General features: G+C 35.8%; 24 protein-coding genes. 14 read left to right on the top strand and 10 right to left on the bottom strand.

Annotated features, from left to right (window positions below; all coding sequences use genetic code 11):
- Positions 1-18: 18 nt before the first annotated feature.
- Positions 19-519, bottom strand: coding sequence for a hypothetical protein (locus AEQSU_RS13530; RefSeq protein ID WP_014783439.1), 501 nt, complete (start codon positions 517-519; stop codon positions 19-21).
- A gap of 130 nt (positions 520-649) precedes the next feature.
- Between AEQSU_RS13530 and AEQSU_RS13525 the strand changes: the two genes are divergently transcribed.
- The 9 genes from AEQSU_RS13525 (at position 650) to AEQSU_RS16245 (ending at position 11572) form a co-directional block, all read left to right on the top strand.
- A complete protein-coding gene (locus AEQSU_RS13525) occupies positions 650-3622 on the top strand; it encodes an FAD-binding and (Fe-S)-binding domain-containing protein (RefSeq protein WP_014783438.1) in 2973 nt (990 codons plus the stop codon).
- Positions 3609-4064 (top strand): GyrI-like domain-containing protein, encoded by a 456-nt coding sequence (locus AEQSU_RS13520; protein WP_014783437.1) that lies wholly within the window; start codon positions 3609-3611, stop codon positions 4062-4064. Before AEQSU_RS13525 ends, AEQSU_RS13520 begins: the two co-directional genes overlap by 14 nt.
- A 58-nt stretch (positions 4065-4122) precedes the next feature.
- Positions 4123-4962: a helix-turn-helix domain-containing protein gene (locus tag AEQSU_RS13515; RefSeq protein ID WP_014783436.1), complete on the top strand. Its 840-nt coding sequence runs from the start codon at positions 4123-4125 to the stop codon at positions 4960-4962.
- A gap of 136 nt (positions 4963-5098) precedes the next feature.
- Positions 5099-5497, top strand: coding sequence for a GlcG/HbpS family heme-binding protein (locus AEQSU_RS13510; protein WP_014783435.1), 399 nt, complete (start codon positions 5099-5101; stop codon positions 5495-5497).
- Between the two features lie 76 nt (positions 5498-5573).
- Positions 5574-6233: an MIP/aquaporin family protein gene (locus AEQSU_RS13505; protein ID WP_014783434.1), complete on the top strand. Its 660-nt coding sequence runs from the start codon at positions 5574-5576 to the stop codon at positions 6231-6233.
- A 134-nt stretch (positions 6234-6367) separates the two neighbouring features.
- Complete coding sequence (locus AEQSU_RS13500; protein WP_014783433.1) at positions 6368-7711, top strand: flavin-containing monooxygenase; 1344 nt, start codon at positions 6368-6370, stop codon at positions 7709-7711.
- Positions 7712-7991: 280 nt separating this feature from the next.
- Complete coding sequence (gene aroC / locus AEQSU_RS13495; protein WP_014783432.1) at positions 7992-9056, top strand: chorismate synthase; 1065 nt, start codon at positions 7992-7994, stop codon at positions 9054-9056.
- Positions 9057-9116: 60 nt separating this feature from the next.
- Positions 9117-10562, top strand: a complete 1446-nt coding sequence (locus AEQSU_RS13490; RefSeq protein ID WP_014783431.1) for a dicarboxylate/amino acid:cation symporter — start codon at positions 9117-9119, stop codon at positions 10560-10562.
- Positions 10563-10759: 197 nt separating this feature from the next.
- Entirely contained in the window at positions 10760-11572 is an 813-nt protein-coding gene (locus AEQSU_RS16245) for a hypothetical protein (protein WP_014783430.1), read from the top strand.
- A 44-nt stretch (positions 11573-11616) separates the two neighbouring features.
- Here the strand turns inward: AEQSU_RS16245 and AEQSU_RS13480 are convergent, their stop codons facing one another.
- The 3 genes from AEQSU_RS13480 to AEQSU_RS13470 form a co-directional block, all read right to left on the bottom strand.
- Positions 11617-13692, bottom strand: coding sequence for a mucoidy inhibitor MuiA family protein (locus AEQSU_RS13480; RefSeq protein WP_014783429.1), 2076 nt, complete (start codon positions 13690-13692; stop codon positions 11617-11619).
- A 128-nt stretch (positions 13693-13820) separates the two neighbouring features.
- Positions 13821-14222 (bottom strand): thiol-disulfide oxidoreductase DCC family protein, encoded by a 402-nt coding sequence (locus AEQSU_RS13475; RefSeq protein WP_014783428.1) that lies wholly within the window; start codon positions 14220-14222, stop codon positions 13821-13823.
- 209 nt (positions 14223-14431) lie between these two features.
- A complete protein-coding gene (locus tag AEQSU_RS13470) occupies positions 14432-16591 on the bottom strand; it encodes an endonuclease MutS2 (RefSeq protein WP_014783427.1) in 2160 nt (719 codons plus the stop codon).
- A 101-nt stretch (positions 16592-16692) separates the two neighbouring features.
- Between AEQSU_RS13470 and ung the strand changes: the two genes are divergently transcribed.
- Positions 16693-17364, top strand: coding sequence for a uracil-DNA glycosylase (gene ung, locus AEQSU_RS13465; protein ID WP_014783426.1), 672 nt, complete (start codon positions 16693-16695; stop codon positions 17362-17364).
- 253 nt (positions 17365-17617) lie between these two features.
- Here the strand turns inward: ung and AEQSU_RS13460 are convergent, their stop codons facing one another.
- The 6 genes from AEQSU_RS13460 to AEQSU_RS13435 all read right to left on the bottom strand — a co-directional run bounded on the left by AEQSU_RS13460 (position 17618) and on the right by AEQSU_RS13435 (position 22082).
- Positions 17618-18484 (bottom strand): substrate-binding domain-containing protein, encoded by an 867-nt coding sequence (locus AEQSU_RS13460; RefSeq protein ID WP_014783424.1) that lies wholly within the window; start codon positions 18482-18484, stop codon positions 17618-17620.
- Entirely contained in the window at positions 18481-19362 is an 882-nt protein-coding gene (locus tag AEQSU_RS13455) for a nucleoside phosphorylase (RefSeq protein ID WP_014783423.1), read from the bottom strand. The genes AEQSU_RS13460 and AEQSU_RS13455 overlap by 4 nt, the downstream gene beginning before the upstream one ends.
- A gap of 69 nt (positions 19363-19431) precedes the next feature.
- Complete coding sequence (locus AEQSU_RS13450; protein ID WP_014783422.1) at positions 19432-20004, bottom strand: hypothetical protein; 573 nt, start codon at positions 20002-20004, stop codon at positions 19432-19434.
- Positions 20005-20015: 11 nt separating this feature from the next.
- Positions 20016-20345: a translation initiation factor gene (locus AEQSU_RS13445; RefSeq protein ID WP_014783421.1), complete on the bottom strand. Its 330-nt coding sequence runs from the start codon at positions 20343-20345 to the stop codon at positions 20016-20018.
- A 95-nt stretch (positions 20346-20440) separates the two neighbouring features.
- Positions 20441-21391 carry an isopenicillin N synthase family dioxygenase gene (locus AEQSU_RS13440; protein WP_014783420.1) on the bottom strand — a complete coding sequence of 317 codons (951 nt, stop codon included), beginning with the start codon at positions 21389-21391 and terminating at the stop codon, positions 20441-20443.
- A gap of 139 nt (positions 21392-21530) precedes the next feature.
- The gene (locus tag AEQSU_RS13435) at positions 21531-22082 is read right to left on the bottom strand and encodes a DUF7010 family protein (RefSeq protein ID WP_014783419.1); all 552 of its coding nucleotides are present in this window, start codon (positions 22080-22082) and stop codon (positions 21531-21533) included.
- Positions 22083-22247: 165 nt separating this feature from the next.
- Here AEQSU_RS13435 and AEQSU_RS13430 point away from each other — a divergent pair, with 165 nt between their 5' ends.
- From AEQSU_RS13430 to AEQSU_RS13415, 4 genes are all read left to right on the top strand, one after another.
- Positions 22248-24257, top strand: a complete 2010-nt coding sequence (locus AEQSU_RS13430) for an alpha-ketoacid dehydrogenase subunit alpha/beta (protein ID WP_014783418.1) — start codon at positions 22248-22250, stop codon at positions 24255-24257.
- A 97-nt stretch (positions 24258-24354) separates the two neighbouring features.
- Positions 24355-24516, top strand: a complete 162-nt coding sequence (locus AEQSU_RS16520) for a DUF1328 domain-containing protein (protein WP_014783417.1) — start codon at positions 24355-24357, stop codon at positions 24514-24516.
- Positions 24517-24558: 42 nt separating this feature from the next.
- Positions 24559-25041, top strand: a complete 483-nt coding sequence (locus tag AEQSU_RS13420) for a lipocalin family protein (RefSeq protein WP_014783416.1) — start codon at positions 24559-24561, stop codon at positions 25039-25041.
- A 2-nt stretch (positions 25042-25043) separates the two neighbouring features.
- Positions 25044-25751, top strand: coding sequence for a YiaD family glycine zipper/OmpA-like lipoprotein (locus AEQSU_RS13415; RefSeq protein ID WP_014783415.1), 708 nt, complete (start codon positions 25044-25046; stop codon positions 25749-25751).
- Positions 25752-25763: the final 12 nt, after the last annotated feature.

Below are 25763 nucleotides of genomic sequence, written 5' to 3'. Positions count from 1 at the left end.
TTTTATATTTTTTATTTTCTAAAACTGATAGCGAGCACTTAAACCAACGTCAAAAGTTACGTCATCTCTATAGTTTAAATTCGCTTGAGGTCTAAAATCAAAGGAAATGAGTAGTGGAAAATCAAAACTGTACTCTATCCCAACATCTCCAGTTAAAAACGCAAAGGCTTCGGAATCCTTATATCGGTCGTCATTAGGATAATCTTTATATTTACGATCATAGTTCACAATACCAGCTCCCACTCCAGGACCAGCATACCAATTGAAACCTCCATCAATATTCCATACCCATTGGTAGATTCCTGTTAGTTTTACGGCATCCCAATTACGCTTGCTGTGAAAAGCCAGTCCGAGTTCTAATCGGTTTGAATCCCCCAATGCGCGTTGATAATTTACTTCAGGTCCAAAGCCATCACTTTCACTAAGCCGAATTCCAATAGCATTTTTAGCTATTTCTTGAGCGTTCGCTTGTAATCCAAGGCCAATAATAGTCAAGATTAAAAAAACTGATTTTTTCATAATTTTTCTTTTAGTTATTTGGTGTAAAATTAGGTTTAAAAAGTAATTGGATTAGTTAAGATGATGCCAATGCTAATGCCGGATTTTACAAAGTTTTATTAAGGAAGTTTTTTACATTTACATACTGGCTATGAAAAAACAACTTCAAGATTTTCAAAAAATATTTAATGGCGAATTTTTCACAGATTCCCTTAATACGTCGTTATATGCAACTGATGCTTCAGTGTACCGAAAAGTTCCCCTAGCAGTGGCTTATCCTAAAAATGAACGTGGAATTAAGCAATTGGTAATATTTGCTGAAACCAGCAATAGCTCCTTAATACCCAGAACGGCAGGAACTTCATTAGCAGGACAATGTGTTGGCGATGGAATTGTGGTTGATGTTTCAAAACATTTTACAAAAATACTCTCTTTAGATACTGTAAATAGGACAGTCACCGTCCAACCAGGCGTTATTAGAGACGAATTGAACGCACATTTAAAACCATTCGGACTTTTCTTCGGTCCAAATACTTCCACCAGCAATCGGTGCATGATTGGCGGGATGGTTGGTAACAATAGTAGCGGTACGACTTCTATTCAATATGGAGTTACGCGAGATAAAGTTTTAAAGCTGAAAACAATACTTTCTGACGGAAGTGAAGCCATTTTTGAAAATCTTTCAAGAGAAACAGTTTTATATAAATCTCAAATGGATTCTTTGGAAGGAAAAATATACAAAACCCTATATAATGAGTTGATTTCTAAAGAAACCCAACAAGAGATCTGGAATGAATTTCCCAAACCTGAAATTCATAGAAGAAACACTGGCTATGCTGTGGACAGCTTGCTTAACACTTCAACCTTCAGTGATTTTAATGAGGAAATCAATTTATGCAAACTGCTCTGTGGAAGCGAAGGAACCCTTGCTTTTACTACGGAAATTACCCTTCAATTAGATCCTTTACCGCCGAAACATACTGCGATGGTTGCAACGCATTACGAAACGTTAGAAGCTTGCTTGAATGATGTAGTTATCGCAATGCAGCACAATTTGCACACTTGCGAAATGATGGACGATACGATTTTGGATTGCACGAAAAAGAGCAAAACTTACGAACCATACCGTTTTTTCGTAAAAGGAAATCCGAAAGCGGTGCTATTGTTAGAGTTAAAGAGTAATTCTGAAGAAGATTTAGAAAAACAAACTTTAGCTTTATTAGAATCCTTAAAAATTTCAAAGCATTCCTACCACAACCCAGTTTTAAAAGGAGAAGAAATTGAAATGGCATTGGAGCTCCGAAAAGCAGGTTTGGGTCTTTTAGGAAATATGGTTGGCGACCGCAAAGCCGTCGCCTGCATTGAAGACACAGCCGTAGCTTTGGAAGATTTACCAGCTTATATTTCCGATTTTTCCGCATTAATGAAAAAGTATGACCAACAAGCGGTTTATTACGCACACGCAGGAGCAGGTGAGTTGCATTTGCGGCCAATACTTAACTTGAAGGAAAATGAAGGCGTTGAATATTTTAGAAAAATAACGACAGATGTTGCTATACTTTGTAAAAAATACAATGGCTCATTCTCAGGCGAACACGGTGATGGAATAGTTCGTGCTGAGTTTATTCCATTGATGATTGGAGAAAAAAACTACGAGCTTTTAAAGCGAATCAAAGCTGCCTTCGATCCTCAAAACATCTTCAATCCAGGAAAAATTGTAGATGCTTTTAAAATGGATGAATCGCTTCGATATGAGGTTGATAGAAAGGAACCCAAAGTGGAAACACTAATGGATTTCAGTGATTATCAAGGTATTCTACGCTTGGCTGAAAGCTGCAACGGTAGCGGCGATTGCCGTAAAACAGCCGATTCTGCCGGCGCTATGTGTCCTAGCTATCACGCTACAAAAAACGAAAAAGACACAACTCGAGCTAGAGCAAACGCATTGCGAGAGGTTTTAACGAATAATGAAGATGTAAATAAGTTCAATTCTAAGGAATTAAAGGAAGTTTTTGATCTCTGTATAAGCTGCAAAGCATGTTCTAGTGAATGTCCCAGCAATGTTGATATTAGCACTGCCAAAGCGGAATTTTTATATCAATATAATAGAGCTAATGGAGTTTCATTCTCAAATAAACTCTTCGGAAAAAGCACGAAATTGAATAAAATGGCTTCAAATTTTCCGAAGCTTTCAAATTGGTTTTTTTCCAATGGTTTCACCGCAAATATTATTAAGAATATTGGTGGCGTTCATCCGAATCGAACGTTGCCAAGGATTTCGATTAAGAGTTTTAGTAAAGTTATTCAAAGTGATGAAAATCAATTAAATAAAAATATTTCAACTGATAAGAAAATTAGTAAAAATGTATTATTATTCGTCGATGAATTCAGTAATTATTTAGATGCTGAAATTCTGGTAGATTCATTTCAACTTTTAACAGGATTAGGTTACAAAGTGACTGTAATTGATACTTTGGATAGCGGTCGCGCATTAATCTCAAAAGGATTTTTAGAAGAAGCGAAAGCGGAAGCCAACAAAAACATTACTTTCTTAAAGGAAATGGTTTCAGCAAACACTCCGCTTGTTGGTATTGAACCTTCAGCAATTCTTTCATTTCGAGACGAATATATTCGATTGGCAGACGATAAATCTTCCGCAGAAAACATTTCAAAGCACACTTTTTTAATTGAAGAATTTTTGGCTGCTGAAATTGAAGAAGGAAACATTACCGCAGCGCAGTTTACTTCCGAAGAAAAACATATTAAGATTCATTCCCACTGCCATCAAAAATCTTTGAGCAATCAAAAAGTGACTTTTGATATTCTGAATCTTCCCCAAAACTACAAACCAACCATCATTACGTCGGGTTGTTGCGGAATGGCCGGGAGTTTTGGGTATGAAAAGGAGCATTATGAGGTAAGTATGAAAATAGGGGAGTTAAAGCTTTTTCCGGCAATCCGTAAATCTTCCGAAGACATCATTATCGCTGCAAATGGTACGAGTTGCAGGCATCAAATTTTAGATGGAACGAAGCGGAAAGCGTTGCATCCGGTTACTATTCTTAGAAATGCGCTCTTAAAAAATTTAAAACCATTTAAAAAAAAACTAAATGAAAAACATTGAACCTTTTAAAATAATAGAAATTGCAACAGAAACAACCAATGATAGCGGCAAAGCAGCACAAGATCTAGGTAAACTCTGGGAAAAGTTTTTTACGGAAAACATAATTGGCAAAATTCCAAATAAAAAGAGCGATGAAATCTATTCAATTTACACAGATTATGAATCCAATTATAAAGGAAAATACACTTGTGTGATTGGACTAAAAGTAGATTCATTGACAGATATTCCAGAAGACCTCGTTGGTCGAGAATTTAAGGGTGGAGAATACTTGAAATTCATAGCTAAAGGAGAAATGCCCAAAGCAGTTCAAGATACTTGGCAAGAGATTTGGGCAAAAGATGAAACCTTAAACCGTAGCTATACAGCAGATTTCGAAGTTTATGATGAAAAATCACAACTAGGTGAAAATTCAGAAGTGGAAATTTTCATAGCAGTTTCATAAAAACGAGGTTTATATCTAGCTATTGTTTTTCCAAAACAAGATTTTAAAAAAACTACTTATGCCCATAGAAAACATCCCCCAAATTTACCTTGACGATACTAAGGAAATGCCAGATTTATTCGTCTATGACTTCATAATGAAGCAAGATGTAGTAAAAAGCAAGGTGAATTTGGGGATGAATATGTTTAGCTTTTTGCAGGTTGGAAAAAAGCAAGTTCACTTCGCAGGAACAGCCGTCGCTGTTAATAAAGACCAATCATTGTTGTTGAAAAAAGGAAATTGGCTTTGGACGGAATTATTGGATACCGAAACCAATTACTACTGCAAACTCTTCTTCTTTTCAGAAAAAAGGCTAAAAGAATTTTTAGAGAAACACACTGAAAACAAAACCGTTGTGAAGGATGAAGTGCCATATTTCATAATAGGAAATGATAATTATATTACTTCCTATTTAAACTCTTTGTCTACAATTAGCAACGCGCCAGCAATTTTTATGGAAAATCTACTTTCTGTAAAATTTGAAGAATTGATGCTTTATTTAATCCAGAAATACGGCAAAAGTTTTGAACTATACCTATACTCCTTAATAATTAATGAAAGTTCAGCTTTTAAAAAAACAGTGGAAAGTAAAATACATTCCAACTTAAAATTGGAGGAAATTGCTTTCCTGTGTAATATGAGTTTATCAACTTTTAAACGCAATTTCATCAAAGAATATAAAACCTCTCCAGGAAAATGGTTGCAGGACAAGCGACTTCAAAAGGCAAAGGAAACCCTTGAGCAGGGCCATTTAAAACCTTCAGAAATCTATTTGGATTTTGGGTATAACAACCTTTCCAACTTTAGTATTGCCTTCAAAAACAAATTCGGTTTCAGTCCGAGCGAGACTTCTTCATAGTTTTTTAGGTGAAATTTGAACCAATTCCAGCAATTGACCTTTTTTCATAAATCACTGACCTGTTTTGATAAATGGAAACCTTAACCTGGGTTGTATATTTGCATCATAATTAAAAACAAAACTAAAACAGAAAATCATGAATATTACATTAGCACAAGCAGAAAAATTAGTAGCCGCAGCAAAAGAAAAAGCGACAGCTATAGATACCAAAATGAATATCGCAGTTGTAGACGCAGGGGCAAATCTAGTAGCATTTGTTCGTATGGACGGAGCTTGGTTGGGATCTCTTGACATTTCTATTAAGAAAGCAAAAACAGCTCGTTTCTTTGATATGAACACAGGAATTGTAGGTGAATTATCACAACCAGGAGGTTCTTTATACAACATTGAGCACTCTAACGGAGGTTTAATTACTTTCCCAGGAGGAATTCCAGTTAAAAATGCAGACGGTGAAATTATTGGAGCAATCGGCGTAAGCGGTAGTTCAGTAGAAAATGACCACGCAGTTGCAGGAGCTGGCGCATCAGCACTTTAATACATAGTATTTTATTTCCTAAGAGGATAATCGTTTTTGGTTATCCTCTTTTTCATATAAAAAAGTCAGCAAACCAATGGGTAATAATCACGACCTAAAAAAATATACAGCCGAATTCATTGGCACTTTCGCTTTAGTTTTCTGCGGAACAGGAGCCATAATTGTAAATCAAGAATCTGGAGGTAGCTTGGGTTTAGTGGGAATTTCATTTGCTTTTGGAATTATAGTTAGTGCAATGATTTATATTTTCGGAAGCATTTCTGGATCGCACATTAATCCTTCGGTTACAATAGCTTTATTATTGGGAAAAGTAATTAAAATAAAAGACGCTTCTTTTTATATAATTGCTCAAGTTTTAGGTGCAATTGTAGCAAGCGCACTTCTAAAATTCATGTTTCCTGAAAACTTAACTTTAGGAGCAACACTGCCGTCTGGCGGAGTTATGCAATCCTTTATTCTTGAAACTATTTTAACTTTCTTTTTAATGCTTACTATTTTAGGAATAACTTCACAAAAGGATTTTTCGTCTATGGTTGGCTTAAAGATTGGTTTGGTTGTAACAGGAATAATTTTGGTTGCCGGTCCAATTTCAGGAGGTTCATTTAATCCAGCAAGAAGTTTTGCCCCAGCTTTGTTATCTGGAAATTTAACTTCACTTTGGATTTACATTGTTGGGCCTACATTGGGAGCTATATTTGCGATTTTTATATGGAAGTTTTTTGATAAAGCTGAATAACCCCTCAATAAAATTTGTAGATTACCAAACTTTTCAGGAAAAGGGACGAAAGAAACTGAAGACATATTTTTTTCAGATTTTTATATTGAGTCTTGATAAAAATCAAACAAACCCATAACAGAGAGTATAAAAATATGAAAAGTGAGAGTTTCGATAATCATTATTTAATAATTGGCGCAGGACCTGTTGGTTTAGCAGTTGCAAAAGCTTTCAAAGAAGCAAGAATTCCCTATCAACAAGTAGATGCTGATGATGATGTGGGTGGCAATTGGTATCACGGCACTTACAAATCTGCACATATACTTTCTGCTAGAAGAGTGATGGAATATCCAGATTTTAAAATGCCTGAAGATTATCCCGATTTTCCAAGTAGTGGGCAAATGCTGGCATATTATAGAAGCTACGCAGCTCATTATGATTTAACGGAAGCTATTCAATTCAATACAAAAGTAATTCACGTTAATCCTATAGAAGATAATTTATGGGAAGTAATTTTTTCAGATAATACAACCAAAACTTTCAAAGGAGTAATCGTTTGTAATGGTCATCATTGGAGCAAAAATTTTCCAAAATATGAAGGTGAATTTACTGGTGATTCTTTTCATTCCAAAGATTACAAATCATCAGATCAGCTAAAAGACAAAAGAGTTTTAGTAATTGGCGCAGGAAATTCTGCGTTCGATATTGCTTCAGAATCTGCGCGAGTAAGTTCAAAAAAATTTTTAAGCGTTCGCCGCGGTATTTGGATCTTCCCAAAAACCTTTATGGGAAAACCTTTGGCTTCATTAACTGTACCGCCAATACCAGATTGGGTTCGCGAGCGATTAATTAAAGTGATGTTAAAACTTACCATTGGAAGTCACAAAGAATACGGCTTACCGAAACCTGAATCCAAAGTTTTTGACCGCCATCCAACAGTAAATACTGAAACCTTAATGCACGTTAAACACGGCAGAACCATCATCAAAGGCGCCGTAAAAAAGTTTTTAGGAAAGCAAGTAGAATTCCAAGATGGAAGTATTGAAGATGTAGATACAATTGTTTACGCAACTGGTTTTAAAACCGATTTCCCTTTTCTACCTAAAGAACTTTGCAGGGTTGAAAAAGCACACGTAAAAGTGTATGGTTTCAGTATGTACGACACCTACAAAGGACTTTATTTAGTAGGCTGGATGCAACCTAGAGGAGGTGTAGGCTCCTTGATTGCGCCTTACGCAGATTTATTGACTCGCTTCGTAAAACTTCAAGATAAAGTTGAATGTCCTGTGGGTCTGATCCTAAAAGAAACTGGAGAACCCTTACCAACCAGCCATTTATTCGGCGGGGCTCAAGTGATAAAATGGATTCAAAAAACCGAAAAAAGAATAAATAAACTAGAGAAAAAAGGATTAGAAATAGATAAGAAGTTAAATGGTTTTAAAAATAAATCATTGGCAAATTCCACAAAACCTCTTCAAGAAGATATGCAGGTTTATTAATTATGAATTTATTCGGACTAAACCCTTTCAGCGTTTAAACCGCTGGAAGGGTTAGATTTAAAACGTTGGTTAGGAGTGGTAAAGCCTTGGATCATGGTTCTCTTATGTCTTGTTTCATTTCAGTCTTGACTTCTGTTTCCCTTAAGTCCTAGTTCTTTTCAATCAAAATCCCTAAAATTTTAATCCCGAAATCTTGTCCCGATAGCTATCGGGATTGAATTTTAAACCTTGAATCTTGAATAATTAAACCCGAAAGTTTACATTTGTTGAAAACCAACCTATGGCGGGCAATTCCTTCGGAAAAATCTTTAAACTAACCACCTTTGGCGAATCGCACGGCGAGGCTATTGGCGGAATTATAGATGGATGTCCAGCAGGACTTTCCTTAAATTTTGAAGCGATACAAACTGAAATGCAACGCCGTAAACCCGGTCAGTCTGAAATCGTTACACAACGAAAAGAAGAAGACGAAGTAAAATTTCTTTCAGGAATATTTGAAGGAAAAACAACTGGTACATCTATTGGCTTCATCATTGAAAATACAAATCAAAAAAGCCAAGACTACAGTCATATAAAAGATATTTACCGCCCATCTCACGCTGATTATACCTACGATAAAAAATACGGAATCCGCGATTATCGTGGCGGTGGACGCTCTTCTGCTCGCGAAACGGCTTGTAGAGTAGTGGCTGGAGCGATTGCAAAACAATTGCTAAACAGTATTAAAATTACCGCCTATGTTTCTTCCGTAGGCGAAATGGAACTCAAAAAAAATTATTCCGAAGTAGATTTTTCAGAAATCGAAAAAAATCCAGTCCGTTGCCCAGATGCCAAAATGGCTTCAAAAATGGAAGATTTCATAAAATCCATCAGAAAAGAAGGCGATACTGTTGGCGGAACCGTTACTTGCGTTATTCAAAACGTACCAGTTAGTCTGGGTGAACCTGTTTTCGACAAACTTCACGCAGAACTTGGCAAAGCTATGCTTTCCATAAACGCCGTAAAAGGTTTTGAATACGGAAGCGGTTTTGCTGGAACTACAATGAAAGGCAGCGAGCACAACGATGCTTTTAATGAAAACGGAGGTACAAAAACCAATCATAGCGGCGGAATTCAAGGTGGAATAAGCAATGGCGAAGACATCTATTTTAAAGTGGCTTTCAAACCTGTAGCTACAATCATGCAAAAACAAGAAACCATAGACAGTGACGGAAACAAAGCAATAGCCGAAGGCAAAGGCCGTCACGACCCTTGTGTGGTGCCACGAGCAGTACCAATTGTTGAAGCAATGGCCGCTTTAGTAATTGCCGATTTTTGGTTGTTAAATAAAACTTCTAAATTGTAGGATTGTAAAATTAACGAAACACACTACTAACGTCTACCCACTAACGTCTAAAAACTATAAATGAAAAAACTCGCACTACACTGGAAAATTATCATAGGATTGGTTTTAGGAATTATTTGGGCTCTACTTTCGAGTAAATTAGGATGGAGTGAGTTTACCATTGATTGGATTGCCCCTTTCGGTACAATTTTCATTAATCTTTTAAAATTAATTGCAGTGCCATTAGTTTTGGTTTCCATAATTACTGGAGTAGCCAATATTGGCGATCCATCCAGTTTAGGAAGAATGGGAGGGAAGACGCTTTTAGCCTATCTCTTAACCACGCTATTTGCAGTAGGGCTTGGACTTTTAATGGTAAACACTATAAAACCAGGAAAACTGATTGATGAACAGAGTAGGATTGATAATCGTATAAGTTATGAAATTTGGGCCTCGTCAGAAGGGCATCCACCAAAAGATGGTATTAACTATCTGCAGGACCCTGCATTTTTTGAGCGAGCGCAAAAAATTACAGATCTTTCAAAAGGAGATCTTAAAGACGCTTCGGTAGCAGAAAAGATGGAGACTGCAGAAAAAACCAAAGAAACTTCACCTTTACAGCCTTTGGTAGATATTGTTCCGGAAAACTTCTTCAATTCACTGTCAAACAATGGATTGATGCTTCAAATCATTTTCTTCGGAATCTTTTTTGGAGTGTGCTTACTGTTGATTCCAAATGAAAAATCAAAACCTGTTACAGACTTCATGGATAGCGCCATGGAAGTATTTTTGAAGATGGTAGATTTGGTAATGCAAGCCGCACCATTTTTCGTGTTTGCATTGTTGGCAGGCGTTGTAAGTAAAATGGCAGGAGATAATATAGGTAAAGTATATGAAATTTTTAAAGGTTTAAGTTGGTATTCATTAACAGTGTTTTTAGGCCTAATGTTAATGATTTTTGTGATCTATCCTTTATTGATGAAATTATTTGTAAAAATAATACCCTACAAAGGATTTTTTAAAGCAATGGCTCCCGCACAAACGCTTGCGTTTTCCACTTCTAGTAGCGCCGCAACATTACCAGTAACAATGGAGTGCGTGGAAGAAAACCTAGGAGTAAACAAAAAAATAACCAGTTTCGTTTTGCCAATTGGAGCAACCGTAAATATGGATGGAACCTGTCTCTACCAAGCCGTAGCAGTTGTTTTTCTTGCGCAGTTACATATGATCGATCTCACAATGGGACAACAATTAACGATTGTTTTAACAGCCACTTTAGCATCTATAGGCTCTGCGGCAGTGCCAAGCGCAGGTTTGGTAATGCTAATTATCGTTTTAGAATCCGTTGGTCTTAATCCTGCTTGGATTGCTATTATCTTTCCAGTAGATAGAATTTTGGATATGTTTAGAACCGTAGTAAATGTAACTGGAGATGCCACAGTTTGTACTATAATAGCTAAAGGAGAAGGAATGCTGAATTATAAACCACAGGAAAACCCTTCTGAGACTTTTGATTTGGAATCTTAAAAATTTCAATAACTGTTATTCTAAATTTTCTCTAAATCGATTCCGCAATTTTAACTGAATTTTTTAGCCCGAAAAAAAATGATGAGGAAATTTTGTGGAAATTAATAATTTAATTAAATTTATTATCTCCCCAGAAAGATAGGCATAGGCTATATTTCTGAATCCTTGCCTTTCTTAACTATATAAACATCATAGTTATGAAAAAATTATTCTTCATCTTCATCGCGTTTACACTTTTTACAACAAATTCTTATTGCCAAGTTGGAATTGGAACTACAACACCTTCCTCTGTGGCTATGCTGGAGGTTAGCAGTCAAACAAACGCAACTGGAGCCTATCGTGGATTTATGCCTCCACGAGTGCCTAATTTTGCTGCAAGACAATCTATTAATGCTACCTCGATAGATGTAGGTCTTTTAGTTTTTGTTGAAAGCTTAGGATGTTTACAAATATGGAATGGAAGCGCTTGGGAGAGTATTTATTGTTTAAATACAATACCAACAGAGCCTTGGATAAATGAATTTCACTATGATAATGTTGGTGCTGACGAAAGTGAGTTTATTGAAATAGCAGGACCATCAGGTTTAGATTTAAGTAAATATAGAATTTTGCTTTATAATGGCACTGATGGCAAAACCTATGATTCTTTTCTTCTTTCAGGAATTATAGATTTTGAGTCAAATTCATTTGGAGCGCTTTCTTTTACTCGATCAAATATTCAAAATGGTATTGAAGGTACTTCCACTTCGGCAGATGGGATTGCATTGATAAAAATATCAAACAGTCAAGTAATACAATTTATCAGTTATGAAGGAATTTTTATGGCAACCAATAATACGGCCAATGGAATGACATCTATAGATATAGGAGTTGAAGAATCTGATACAACAACGCCAATTGGTAATTCACTTCAACTAACAGGAACAGGAAATTCTTATGGAGATTTTATGTGGAATCCTCCAGCTGTAAGCTCCCAAGGATCTCTCAATGCAGGCCAGATAATTAATTAAATTTTTAAAAGTGAAGCAATTGCTTCACTTTTAAAAATTAAAACCTACAAAGAAACTTTCTTAAACTTAGGATACTTCACAGTATAAGTAAAATCTTTTTTATCCGTAGCATTGGGTTGCAGGTGAAGTTTCCATCGTAATATCCCAGTTTTGTCGTTGTATTCTGCAGTACCGGTTTTTAGGTCTTCCACTTTAATTTCCTTGTTTTCTGAAATTGGGATTCTATCTTCAAGTACAAGATTTATTGTGGTTTTCTTATTGTTTTTTACTTCAATTTTATAGCCTTTATCTACAATTCGAGTTCCGCCCAAAAAGGATTTGCTCTTGAAGTTTTCTAGCTTTTCACGCTTTACAATAATATTTGGATCCATTCCAAGAGAAAGGTTTAGGCTGTCTGCGGTTGCTTGTGGATCTATGTATGATTTTCCGGCGTAATTTCCTTCAAAATAAATATTTGCTTCGCCAGTAAGGAAATCATACTTTTCCCAGTCTTTAATGGTTGCGGTAAGAAATACATTTTCGTTAAGCTCAGGTGCTGCGTAATGCTGAAAGATAGCTGGCAATTCAAAATTATCAACTTCAATCACGGTTATTTCGGCGTTGGATTTTATGGTGTATTTTTCTCTTATTTCGAAACGGGTTGTGGTTAAACCTTCTTCTTTTGCTGAAACATTCATTTCTGCACCACTTTTCATTGTAATTACTACAACGCCGTTTCTACCTCTAGAACCATATTGACTTGTTGCTTCAGAATTCTTTAACACCCGCACATCTTTTATAATACTTGAAAGATCACTTTCATCTACAGGAACGCCATCCACAATATACAATTGATTTGATGCTGTTAAACTGCCCATTCCTCTTATTCTAACAAAAGTACTTTGACCAGGTTTACCGTTAGTTACTTGAACACCCGCAGCCTTTCCTGAAAGTTCTCTGTCTATACTTCCGTAACCAGTTACCACAATTTCATCTAAAGTTGAAGAATTCACTTGTAACGTAACATTCATCACACTCGCATAAACTGGCAATGTTTCAACTTCAAAACCTACATAACTAAATGTCAGTTCGCGAGAGCCTTGAACGTCTAAAGTATAATTTCCATCAAAATCAGTTTGCGTTCCTTTTGAAGTTCCTGCAACAATTACGTTTACCCCTGGCAATGGTAAGCCAGAATTGTCATATATTGTTCCGCTCACTTTACGAATTGTTGGGTTGTATTTATAGCCTTTACTGCGCACTGGCGTTGTGCTGGCATAACTTTTATTGTTGAAATTAAGATACTTTGGAAACAAGGTTGGTTTAATATTATTTGTATTCGGGTCGCCTGTGGAAAGTACGACGTTTACATTTTCCCAATCTGTGCCGCTTTGTTGATAAACATTGGCTTTATACGAAAACTTAATAGGCGAGGAGGTGTTTGTAGCGCGAATGTCATACAATGGAAACCAACCCGCATTTTTAATGTTATAGGTAAATTTTAACACAAGATTTGCTGGTTTTGGGGAATTCAGTTTCAACGTTATTTCACCTCGTTGTTCCTTTTTGGAATCGTCCAATTTTAAAAGTTCGTTTTGGTGGTCTGCAATTGTCTTGTGCAATTCTGCCAACAATAATTGCTGTTTGTAGATTGCGTTTTTTATTTCGGTTACACGGTTTCGGTAGTAAGCGGACATTTCTTTTATCATTTCCACAGAAAGATTCGTAGCGTCGCTGTTGATGCGTTGGTTTTTTTGAAGCAATTGCAACTCTTCATTATAACCCGCAATTTCATTTTCAATTTGGTTTTTTTGCTGTTGAAAAGTTTTCAACAGATTTTCTATTGATTGATATTCCTGTGAAGCTTCCTTTTTCTCCAAAAAATCTATATTGAAAACGATTGATAACACCGAAGCATCGCCCAATCCTGAAATCTGGATGCTATTTTCATCAATATCTGGCGAAAGATTGTTGAAGACGAAGGTATTTTCGCCTTTAAGAAGATTAATTGAAGAAGTTCGCTCAATGGAAGCACCTTCCAAATAAACAGTTACTTTTTCAATTTTAGATTGTGAAGGTTTTTCAGCATTTGCGAACAATACGAAAGGAAAAAGAACGAAGAGTAGTACAAGATTTTTCATGGTGATGGTTTTTAATTGATTCTGAAACCAAAACTATTATAATCTGCGTTTTTAAAATAACGAGAATGAGCCATTTGCCCTTTTGGGCAAGGGAAAACACTGTATCAATTATTTTGGGACGTAAAAATTTATAAAAACTTGCTTTTCAATTCCGCAGTGGGGATCATACAGCTTTCTTTCTTGCCAAACCATTTGTAACGGTTTCGGGCAATGTAATCGTAAACTGCATTTCTAATAAACTTTGGAACAATCATAAGTCCAAAAAGTAGGGGGTAAGCACCCGAAAGAGCTTTAGAAATATGAAGCGCAGCAGATGATTTTATGTAATGTTTTTCGCCATCTATAAGAATGATAGAATCAATTTTTGAAGTATCAATGTTGAATTTTGTAATGAGCTCTTTACCAATTTCACTTTGAAGCGCCGCAAACTTGAAGACATTATTCTTATCGCGCTTTATAATATAATTAATCGCGCCGTTGCAGAGATTGCAAACGCCGTCGAAGAGGACTATTTTATAATTATCTAACATAAATCATTCTAAAAAGCACCAAAAAATAAATTCCGAAATCTTAATGCAGCACCAAATGTCAAATTCCAAATTCCAAATAAAAAAAACAAAAATCAGATCTCAAAATTTAAAAGATTGATAAAGCATTAACCCATTGATTTTTTTAAATTTTTGGGATTTGAGTATTATTTGGAATTTGTTTTTTGTTTTTTGTTTTCGAATTTTCATTCCTATACTTTCTCCAATTCCTCCAAACTAACGTTCGTCGTGAAAATTCCATAATTCACGATTGCCTTGTTTTTTTCGATGGTATCAATTGTGCCGATGGCTCTGCCGTCTATCATACGCACTCTGTCGCCAAGTTTTAGTGTTACTTTCGGTTTTGGTGGCGGTAGTTTTTTGGCTTTTTCTTTTTCCTCTTTTTTGCGCTCACGGATTACTTCAACTTTTTGCTCGACCTCCTTAATAATCTCCTGCTCTTTAACTTTTACAGCTTTCTTCACTTTAGGAGCAACTTTTTTGCGTTTGCTATTTTCAATCATTACAAGCCGCATTAACTCATCCAAAAGTTGCTTCTTCTGCTTGTTGTTGAAAAATTTCTCAGAAAGCGTATCAAATTTTTTACCTAAGCTAATTAGCTTTTGGTTGGCGTCAAACAATTCTTGGTAGCTTTCTAGCTTTTCCTGGGCGCGAGCGTTTACTTCTTCTAACTGTTTTCCTTCAACTCGTGCCTTTTGTTCCTCAGTTTTTAAGGATTCCGAAGTCTTCCGAAGATTGCTTCGTTCTTTTTGAAGGTTAGCAATAGTTTTATCAAAACGAACTTTTCCGCGTTCAATTTTTTTCTTTGAACGATTTATTAAACTGTACGGAATTCCGTTTTTCTGGGCAACTTCAAAAGTATAACTACTTCCTGCTTCACCTAAATGTAGGTGATATAAAGGTTCAAGTGATTTATTATCGAACTGCATATTCGCATTGATTGCGTGCGGCAATTCATTAGCCAATAATTTTAGATTGGTGTAATGTGTTGTAATTATACCGAAAGCTTCACGTTCGTAGAAAACTTCTAAAAAGGTTTCAGCCAGAGCACCACCTAGTTCAGGGTCGCTTCCCGTTCCAAATTCATCAATCAAAAAAAGTGTTTTTTTGTCGCACTTTTTTAGAAAATAATTCATCTTTTTTAAGCGATAACTATAAGTGCTGAGGTGGTTTTCAATAGATTGATTGTCGCCAATATCTGTCATTATCCTTTTGAAAAAGCACATTTCGCTTTGAGATTCAGCAGAAATCAATAATCCACTTTGAAGCATAACTTGCAGTAATCCAACAGTTTTGAGTGTAATACTCTTTCCTCCAGCGTTTGGTCCCGAGATTACGATTATTCGCTTATCGGGAACCAATTCTATGCTTTGCGGAAATGTTTTATCTTTCCTTTTATTATTTGAAACCAACAACAATGGATGAAATGCCTTTTGAAGAGAAATCTTTTTATCCTTTGAAATAATTGGCAAAACTCCGTTTATTTTCAACGCATATTTTGCTTTTGCATAAAGCACGTCCATCGCTATTAAATATTCCTGATAACTCGCAAGAATTTCGGTGTGTGGCCGCACAAACTCAGTCATTGCTTTTAGAATTCGCTTTATTTCTTCGTCTTCTTCGTAAATTAAATTGCTCAATTCATTAGCGTATTCCAGCGTTTCCTGTGGTTCAATGTAAACGATACTTCCTGTTTTTGAACTTCCTAAAACCGCGCCTTTCACTTTTTTGCGGTGCATTGCTTTTACAGCCAAAACTCTTCTGTTTTCAACTACAGATTCACGAATTTCATCTAAATAATCGCTTGCCGAATATTGCGAAAGTGCTTTTGTAAATGATGAATTAATTTTTCCTTTAACAACATTCAGTCGTCTGCGAATGGTTCCGAGTTGTGTAGAAGCATCATCTTTTATCTCGCCGTATTTGTCAACTCGTTTGTTTATTTCTTCCGAAATGATTGAAGTGTAACTCACTTCTTCCGAAAAAGAATTCAGATGAATATAGAACTCTTCAAATTTTTTAAAGAATTTTAATAGAATTCGAGTCGTTTCAGAAATAGAAAGAATTTTTCTAAAACCAGAGATTTCCAAAGTACTGTTTTCAATTTCCAGCAAGCGAAGTTCCCTAAAAATAGGATCGAAACCGTGATTCGGAATATGGTTATCGCCATCAAATGAAGCTTTAAATTCTTTTACTCGTTGAAGCTCTGGCTCAATTTCATCAAAATCCTGATATGGAATTATTACAAGCACCGTTTCTCTTCCTGGTTCTGTAACGCAGTTTTCGGAAACTTGGCGTAGCACGCTTGGAAATTCAAGGTCTTCTAATGTTTTTGTGTCTATTTTTGGCATAAATGGAGCTTTCGGTTTTTTGCCACGAATGCACGAATGTAGTTTTATTCGTGAATTCGTGGAAATCTTCCCTTATTTTTGCTTTCACAAAAGTAAGAATAATGAAGGTAACAATTGAGCCAGTATGGAAGGCGATTTTAGCAGAAGAATTTGAAAAACCTTATTTCAAAAATTTGATGGAATTTGTTAGTTCAGAATATAATTCAACAGATTGTTTTCCGCCGCAAGAGCAGATTTTTTCAGCTTTTAATCATACACCTTTTGATGAAGTGAAGGTTGTGATAATAGGGCAAGACCCGTATCATGATTTTGGTCAGGCGCACGGACTGTGTTTTTCTGTAAATGAAGGTGTTAAAATTCCTCCTTCGCTTAAAAATATTTACGAAGGAATACGGACCGATGTTGGTTCGCCCGTTCCAGAAGGTGGAAATTTGAAACGTTGGGCAGACCAAGGTGTTTTATTATTAAATGCTACCTTAACAGTTCGTGCACATCAAGCTGGAAGCCATAAAAGCAAAGGTTGGGAAAAATTTACAGATGCTGTAATTGAAAAGCTTTCAGATGAAAGAGAAGGAATCGTTTTTATGCTTTGGGGAAATTATGCCAAAAAGATGGGGAAAAAAATTGATCGCTCAAAACACGAAGTTATAGAAACAATACATCCGTCGCCATTAAGTGTAAATAAAAATAAAGAAGGTTGGTTTGGAATAAAACAATTTAGTGCAGCGAATGACTATTTAATAACGAAAGGAAAGGAAAAAATAATTTGGTAGTGCTAAAAGACTTAGCAATTTTGCTATAATCAAAGAGGTTATAACTTCAATAAAAAATTTTAAATAAAAAATAGAAACGGGGAGTGGTTTCTATTCTTCTTCTGGTACGTCTGGCTCGGTTGCATCATTACAGCTAAACTGCAATAACAAGAAGTTGGTAACTAACAACGCGCCCAAAACGATTAAAAATGTAGTCATGATGATTGTTTTTATATAAACAAGATGCAAGATCTACTTTCGGGTTGCGTAAATTTTAAGATTTTTTTTGGATTTTATGTAAGATTCTGTCTTCTTGCGTTTTAGATTCAATTAAATCTAGTTCTAACAGTTTTTGCTGAATGTTTTCAAGCTCTTTTGAAGTTAATTGTCGGTCGCTCCATTCGGTTAATGACAGCCATTCGCGAACATCTTCAATTTTTTGACCGTAACGTTTGGAGATTATTTCATCAATATTTAGTAAGTTTTTGAAGTCTTCAGTTATACCATTTATCACCTTTAGAATTGATTGAATGCTTTCTGGATCATTCTCCAAAACATCATTTCTAACCGCAATTACAAAACTTGGCCACGGAGTAGGGGATTCACCAATTAAACGGAAGGTGCCGTTATCTACGTGGGGTTTTGTCATAAATTTTTCCCACATAAAATAATCGCCATTTCCTATTGGAAGTCCTTCCAGAGCGCCATCTAAATCTTTTATTACGTGAAAATCTAAGTCCTCTTTTAAATTCCACGCGAGGTTTTCAGCATTTACAAAAGCCATTAAATGTGATCCAGAGCCGTAACGACTAATGGCAGCTTTTGTTCCTTTTAAATCACTAACTTCTTTATAATCTGAAGCTGTTGCAACGTGAATTCCCCATAATAAAGGCGATTTCACAAAGACTTGAACAATCTTACTATCGTTTCCTTGAATGATATCGCGGACTATTCCTTCGGTAAGAATTACGGCCATATCAATTTCCTTGTTGCGCAATGAACGCGCCATTTGACCGGTACCTCCTGGATAATCCTTCCAACGAAGTTCTATGCCTTGTTCATTGAATTTTTTATCGCGAAGGGCTATATACCAAGGCAAGTTGAAGTGTTCTGGCACACCGCCAATCATAAATTTTTTCATGCTACAATTTTTTCCAAAGTATATTGAATTAAAGAATCTATGGTTTTTGATGCGTCTTTACTAAACGTTCCCGTAGCTCGGTTAGCGATAATCGCATTCATTGAAATAGCGTGATGACCCAGTAATTTCGCCATTGCATACATCGTTGCGGTTTCCATCTCTAAGTTTGTGATTTGTTTCTTTTTATATTTGAAAGTGATCAAATTTTCATTCAGATTTTCATCCTTCAGCTTTGCGCGAAGAACACGTCCCTGTGGTCCGTAAAAACCAACATTCGTTATCGTAATGCCTTGAGTTGTCTTATCTGAAGTCATTTTTTTAAGCAAATTTTTATCAGCTTCAACTGCGTAAGGGACTGAATTATCTGGATTCCATTGCATATGGTCAATAAATGATTGAGCAAAATCACGATTGAAAAATTTATCCGTCTTGTCATAATAGTGCATCACATTGTCTAAACCAATGCCCATAGTACTTATTAAAAAACTATCAACTACTATTTCGGCTGTTAAACCTCCGGAGGTTCCAATTCTAATAATTTCTAATGACGTAAGTTTTTTCTTGACTTGTCGTTTCTCAAAATCTAAATTTACCAAAGCGTCAAGTTCACTGAAAACAATGTCAATATTATCAGGCCCAATTCCTGTTGAAATCACGCTTATCCGCTTTCCTTTATAGGTTCCTGTATGTGTTTTGAATTCACGGTGTTCAGCCGTCGTTTCTATAGTCTCAAAATACTTTGAAACTTCTGCCACACGCCCCGGATCGCCAACTGTTATGATAGTTGTGGCCAACTGAGAAGGAGAAAGGTCTAAATGATAGATTTTGCCTTCGGGGGTTAGGATTAATTCGCTGGGTTTTATTGTTTCTTGTTTCAAGTTTCTTGTTTCTAGTTTTTACTCCGATCCTCTAAATGGGAGCTTGAGATTCTTGGTTTCTGGTTTTGATTAATAAATTTCGTTTTCAGGAATATTCATTTCTGTATTTTTTATTAAAAATCGACCAATATTTTCTACATTAACCTCGCTTATATGGTATTTATTTTTAGATAATCCTTCTATAACCCAAGAAGCTCCGTCAAGTACCTCTATTTTATTATCTTCTATTAATATCGATGGGGTTTCCCAATAATTTGATGCTTTTAATAATTCTTTAAATTTGTCCCAATTTTCTGAACTTAAACTTATCGTTTTATCTTCAACTAATCTTCCAGTCTCATAGTCCCCATCAACATCGGTTCGTTTCCAATTCAAACTTATTTTTTTATTATTTTTAGTAATTGTTATTGCAACAGGATTATGGAAAGATCTCAACCATAAAAACCGATACACTTCGCAATTACATTTATAATCCTGTAGATTGTTTTCTTTGAAAGAAATTAGATGGTTTGAATATATTTCGGCCCAAAATTTATCAACGCCTATTTGATTTGACTCATTATAAACAGGCACTAGTAAATTATCTTGTGCAAATAAATTTTGAGACAAAACGAGAATAACAATAAAGAATATTTTGATCATTAAAAAAATTTTTACCCTCCAACTCGCTTAACTTTAAATCCTTTACTCTTCAAAAATGACATAATCTTATCGCGATAATCGCCTTGAATGATGATTTGTTCATTCTTAAAGCTCCCGCCAACGCTTAACAATTGTTTTATTTCTTTAGCAAGAATCTTAAAATCTGAATCGGCGCCAGTGTAGCCTTCGATAATAGTAATTGGTTTTCCTTTTCGCTTTTCGTATTTACAAATCAAAGGATCGTCCTGCATCCAAAGAGTGGTTTCTTCCTCAGTTTCAGGAATATCTTTTGGTTCGTGATCGGGAAATAGGTTTTTTAATTGGTCTTCTAGAGATTTCAATGTTTCAATGTTTCAATGTTTAAAATTCAATCCTTCGACTGCGCGTAGGGTGAGGTGGTAAATATTATTTACTGCTCACTGCCACTGAATACTCCCTACTTTTTTATAAGTCCAATCTCAACCAAACGTTGATGTAAAAACTCGCCAGCCGTGATATCTTCATACGCTTTTGGATGTTCGTTGGTTATACACTCTGGCATACAGTTCAATTTCATATCACTGCGAGGGTGCATAAAGAAAGGAATTGAATATCGTGGACTGCCCCATTCTTCTTTCGGCGGGTTTACAACTCTGTGAATTGTGGAGCGAAGTTTATCGTTGGTGTGGCGTTCCAACATATCGCCTACGTTTATAACTAATTCATCTTCATTCGGAATTGCATCCATCCAAACGCCGTCCTTGCGTAAAACTTGTAAGCCTCCAGCAGAAGCACCCATTAATAAGGTTATAAGATTTATATCTCCGTGAGCTCCCGCACGTACTGCGCCTTTTCGTTCTTCGGTAATAGGAGGGTAGTGGATTGGTCGCAAAATACTATTCCCGTTATTTGCCCAATGGTCAAAATAAAATTCATCCACACCTATATATAATGCCAAAGCACGAAGCACATAAATTCCTGTTTTTTCAAGCATTCTGTAGGCTTCCATTCCTGTGTGGTTAAAATCCGGAAGCTCTTTTACTTGTACGTTTTTAGGATATTCTTCAGTCAGTTTTGCATCTGCGGAAGGTTCTTGCCCAAAGTGCCAAAACTCCTTTAAATCGCCTTCTTTTTTGCCTTTGGCGTGCTCTTTTCCGAAGGAAATATAACCGCGCTGCCCTCCAAGACCTTCAATTTCATACTTTTCCTTCTCTTCAAGTGGAAGTCCAAAAAAGCTTTTCACTTCTTTATAAAGTTCATCAACCAAATCATCACTTAAAAAATGATTTTTAAGCGAAACGAAGCCTATATCTTCAAAAGCTGAACCAATTTCATTTACAAATTTTTGCTTCCTTTTAGGGTTTTCCGAAAGGAAATCGGCCAAATCTACGCTAGGGATATTATTCATGATTTTTAATTTATCTGTTCAAAAAAACTAAATTACTTATTTTGGACCTAAGACCAAAAAACTTGTGATATAAGGTTAAAAAAACGTTTGATAATAACAACTGCTGCTGCTTGTTTATCAATCTTTTCAAATCTAATTTTTATTTTGTTTTCTTTCTACTTTTCAATATAAAAATTGTAATTATATAAATCAATACTATTGCAAAAGGTATGGCCACGAACCTGTATTCAGGAAGCATATACCAAAGTAAAAGTACCAAAACCGTTCTAGCAAGCGAATGGAAAATTCCTACCCAATGGTTAATTATCCACGAAAAGGGCAACCACATTAATCCTGTTAATATACCAACTGTCAATGGTAAAGAGGTATAGTCAATTAAAAAAAACGGAATAGCAATAGAATATACTAAAATTGCCTGTCCAACTGTAAAAAAGAACAATTTGTCAAATTCATTTTTAGGTTTATTCTTGTCCAAAAAATTCTCGCCAGTAAATTTCGAAATAAATATTCCCAAGTAAACAATGCTGCCTGTTGCAATAAACAATACCCAAACGGTCGCCTGAATTGGTAGGATAAGTCCCGCTATTCCGACAATTAACCAAGCAATTAAACCCGCTAAAGGTGTAGCAAGAAATTTTCCATTTGTAAATTCATTTCTTTGTTCTTCAAGAGTTCTTCGGGTTTGATTCATCTATGGTTATGGAATTTAACATCTTATTTCCTAGGTCTTACCGTTCTAAGTCAATTATGTAATTACAAATATACCAAATTGCAAAAGTTATTCCTTAGATAAAATTTCCTTTAATAATCCTTGCGGATAACGGTTTTTTTCTAATTTTGGTTGTTCTAATTATTTATGATGAAACCTGAAACCAAGCCACATATTTTCTACGATTATAACCGAAAAGACGTTGATGATGCTACTTTATTGAAACTATACCGCGGAATGCTGAAACCGAGGATGATAGAAGAGAAAATGCTAATTCTTCTACGTCAAGGAAAGGTTTCAAAATGGTTTAGCGGAATAGGGCAAGAAGCCATTTCCGTAGGAATAACAGCGGTTTTGGACAAAGATGAATACATCCTTCCGATGCACCGAAACCTCGCTGTTTTTACAATGCGTGAAATTCCACTTTACCGTTTGTTTTCGCAATGGCAAGGTAAAGCGAACGGTTTTACCAAAGGTCGCGATAGAAGTTTTCACTTTGGAACGCAGGAATTCAATATAGTTGGGATGATTTCACATCTGGGGCCTCAATTTGGTGTTGCTGATGGAATTGCACTGGCAAACAAATTGAAGAAAAATAATAAAGTCTGCGCCGTTTTTACAGGTGAAGGCGGAACTAGCGAAGGTGATATTCACGAAGCACTTAACGTAGCTTCAGTCTGGCAGCTTCCTGTTCTTTTTTGTGTTGAGAACAATGGTTATGGGCTTTCAACGCCAACAAACGAGCAGTATAATTGCGAAAATATTGCAGATCGAGGCAAAGGTTACGGCATGGAATCTCACATTATTGAAGGAAACGATATTTTGGAAGTTTATACTAAGTTGAAGGATTTGGTGGAAGATATGCGTATAAATCCACGCCCGGTTCTTTTGGAGTTCAAAACCTTTAGAATGCGCGGTCACGAAGAAGCGAGCGGAACAAAATACGTTCCTACAGATTTGATTGATGAATGGGGTTTGCGTGACCCACTTCTAAATTATGAAGACTTTTTATTAGCCGAAGGAATTCTTTCAGTAGAAAAAATTCAAGAGTTTAAAGATGAGTTCAAACATGAAATTGATGATAATTTAGAGATTGCTTTTGCAGAACCTAAAATACAATCTACTGTAGCTAATGAGTTAAGTGATGTTTATAAAGAATTTCAATATCAAGAAGTTAAAGAAAATTCAGAAAACGAAAATATTCGTTTAATTGATGCTATTTCACAAGGTTTAAAACAATCCATGGAGCGTCATGACAACCTTATAATCATGGGTCAAGACGTTGCGGAATACGGCGGTGTTTTCAAAATAACCGAAGGCTTTGTGGAACAATTCGGCAAAGACCGAGTTCGCAATACACCTATATGTGAATCTGCAATTGTTTCAGCAGCAATGGGACTTTCCATCAATGGATATAAAGCTGTTGTAGAGATGCAATTTGCAGATTTTGTTACTTCTGGTTTCAATCCAATCATCAACTATCTCGCAAAAAGTCATTACCGTTGGAGTGAAAATGCAGACGTTGTGGTGCGAATGCCTTGCGGTGCAGGAGTAGGAGCCGGACCATTCCACAGTCAAACTAATGAGGCTTGGTTTACGCATACTCCAGGTTTAAAAGTTGTTTATCCAGCGTTTCCATATGATGCTAAAGGCTTATTGGCAACAAGTATTGAAGATTCAAACCCAGTAATGTTCTTTGAGCATAAGGCTTTATATAGAAGTATTCGCCAAGATGTGCCAACAGATTATTACACTTTACCTTTAGGGAAAGCTTCCATTCTAAAGGAAGGAACAGATGTTAGCGTTATAACTTATGGAGCAGGAGTGCATTGGGCTTTAGAAACTTTAGAACAAAATCCTGAAGTAAGTGCTGATTTAATTGATTTACGGACTTTAGTTCCTTTGGATATTGAAGCAATATATAAATCAGTTAAGAAAACAGGAAAGGTAATTATACTTCAAGAAGATTCTTTGTTCGGCGGAATAGCTTCAGATATTTCAGCTTTGATAATGGAGAATTGTTTTGAACATTTAGACGCTCCCGTTAAACGAGTAGCAAGTTTAGAAACACCAATACCTTTTGCAGCAAATTTGGAATCTGCTTATCTTCCTAAAGAAAAATTCAAAGAAATCCTATTAAATTTATTGTCTTACTAATAATTTAACATTCGTTGTTAAACTTTAGATAAAGACAATCCGAATGTTAAAATGGTTGTTTAATTTAGTGCCATACTAATCATTAAAAATAAATATTATGTTACGTTGGATCGTTATTTTTCTAGTAATCGCAATAGTTGCGGCAATTTTTGGATTTGGAGGTATCGCAGATGGTGCAGCTGATATCGCAAAAATAATTTTTTACATTTTTATAGTTCTTTTAGTAATCTCCTTACTTTCAAGATTATTTAAAAGATAAAAAAATCACTAACCTTTTTATTAAACACAAACTATCATTTTTATGAAAAAAATCCTCATTTTGGCCCTAGTAGCGGTCACAGCATTCGCTTGCGGAACACCCAAAACCGTTCAAGAATCACGAAAAGTTATTAAAGGGTATTGGACTTTAGACAATGTAAGCTATGGTTCCTCAGGTAAATTTAATGTTCAGCTTTTTAATGATACCTCTGCGGAGTGTTTTGAAGGAAGTACTTGGCGTTTTATCCCTAATAATAATACCGCTAATTATAATATTGACAATCCCGATTGCCCAACAGGTGAACGAAATTTTATTTTTACAATAGTAGAAATAGATCCAGCTTCTGGCTTGTATGATTTCATAATTAAACCTACAAATGCTAAAGGTAAATCTGAAGATAACACAGGTTTCAGGGTACATCTATCTCAATTAAATGAATCCTCAATGCGTTGGGAACAAACAGTAAGTTTAGATGGCAAACCATTTAAAATAAATATGAACTTTTCTAAAATAAACGAACAATAATTATGAAGACATTTTTTAAACAGACCGCATTAGTAGCATTTGCATTAACACTTGTTATCAGTTTAGGAAGCTGCGAAGCAACTAGAAATGCTAATAACAAACAAAAAGGAGCCGTAATTGGAGCTACAGGCGGCGCCATTCTTGGAGCAATTATTGGAAACAACGTTGGAAAAGGTGGTAACGGAGAACTTGGAGCCGTAATCGGTGGTGTTGTTGGTGGTGGCGCTGGTGTTCTTATTGGAAACAAAATGGACAAGCAAGCCCAAAAAATTGAGCAAGAAATCCCCGGAGCTCAAGTAGAAAGAGTAGATGACGGAATCGTTGTTACTTTTGACGAAAACAGTGGTGTATATTTTGACACTGCAAAATACAACGTAAATGCGGCTTCCCAGTCTATTTTAGACAAGCTTTCAAATGTGTTAGTTGAATATCCAGACACAGATGTACTTGTAGTTGGTCATACTGATAGTGTTGGTGCGGATGATATGAATATGAGGCTTTCCAAAAACAGAGCTCAGTCGGTTACAAACTATTTTGTGCAGACAAAAGGTTTGGGCGCTGGACGTTTTACAACCAATTGGTACGGTGAAACTGCTCCAGTTGCAGATAATACTACTGCCGAAGGTCGTGCTAAAAACAGACGTGTAAATCTTGCTATTGTTCCGAATGAAAAAATGAAGACAGAAGCAAAGCAGCAAGCTGGCGAATAATTAGAAACAAAT

Source organism: Aequorivita sublithincola DSM 14238 (assembly GCF_000265385.1).
GTDB classification, from domain to species: Bacteria; Bacteroidota; Bacteroidia; order Flavobacteriales; family Flavobacteriaceae; genus Aequorivita; species Aequorivita sublithincola.
This window is presented reverse-complemented; position numbering and strand designations above follow the sequence as displayed.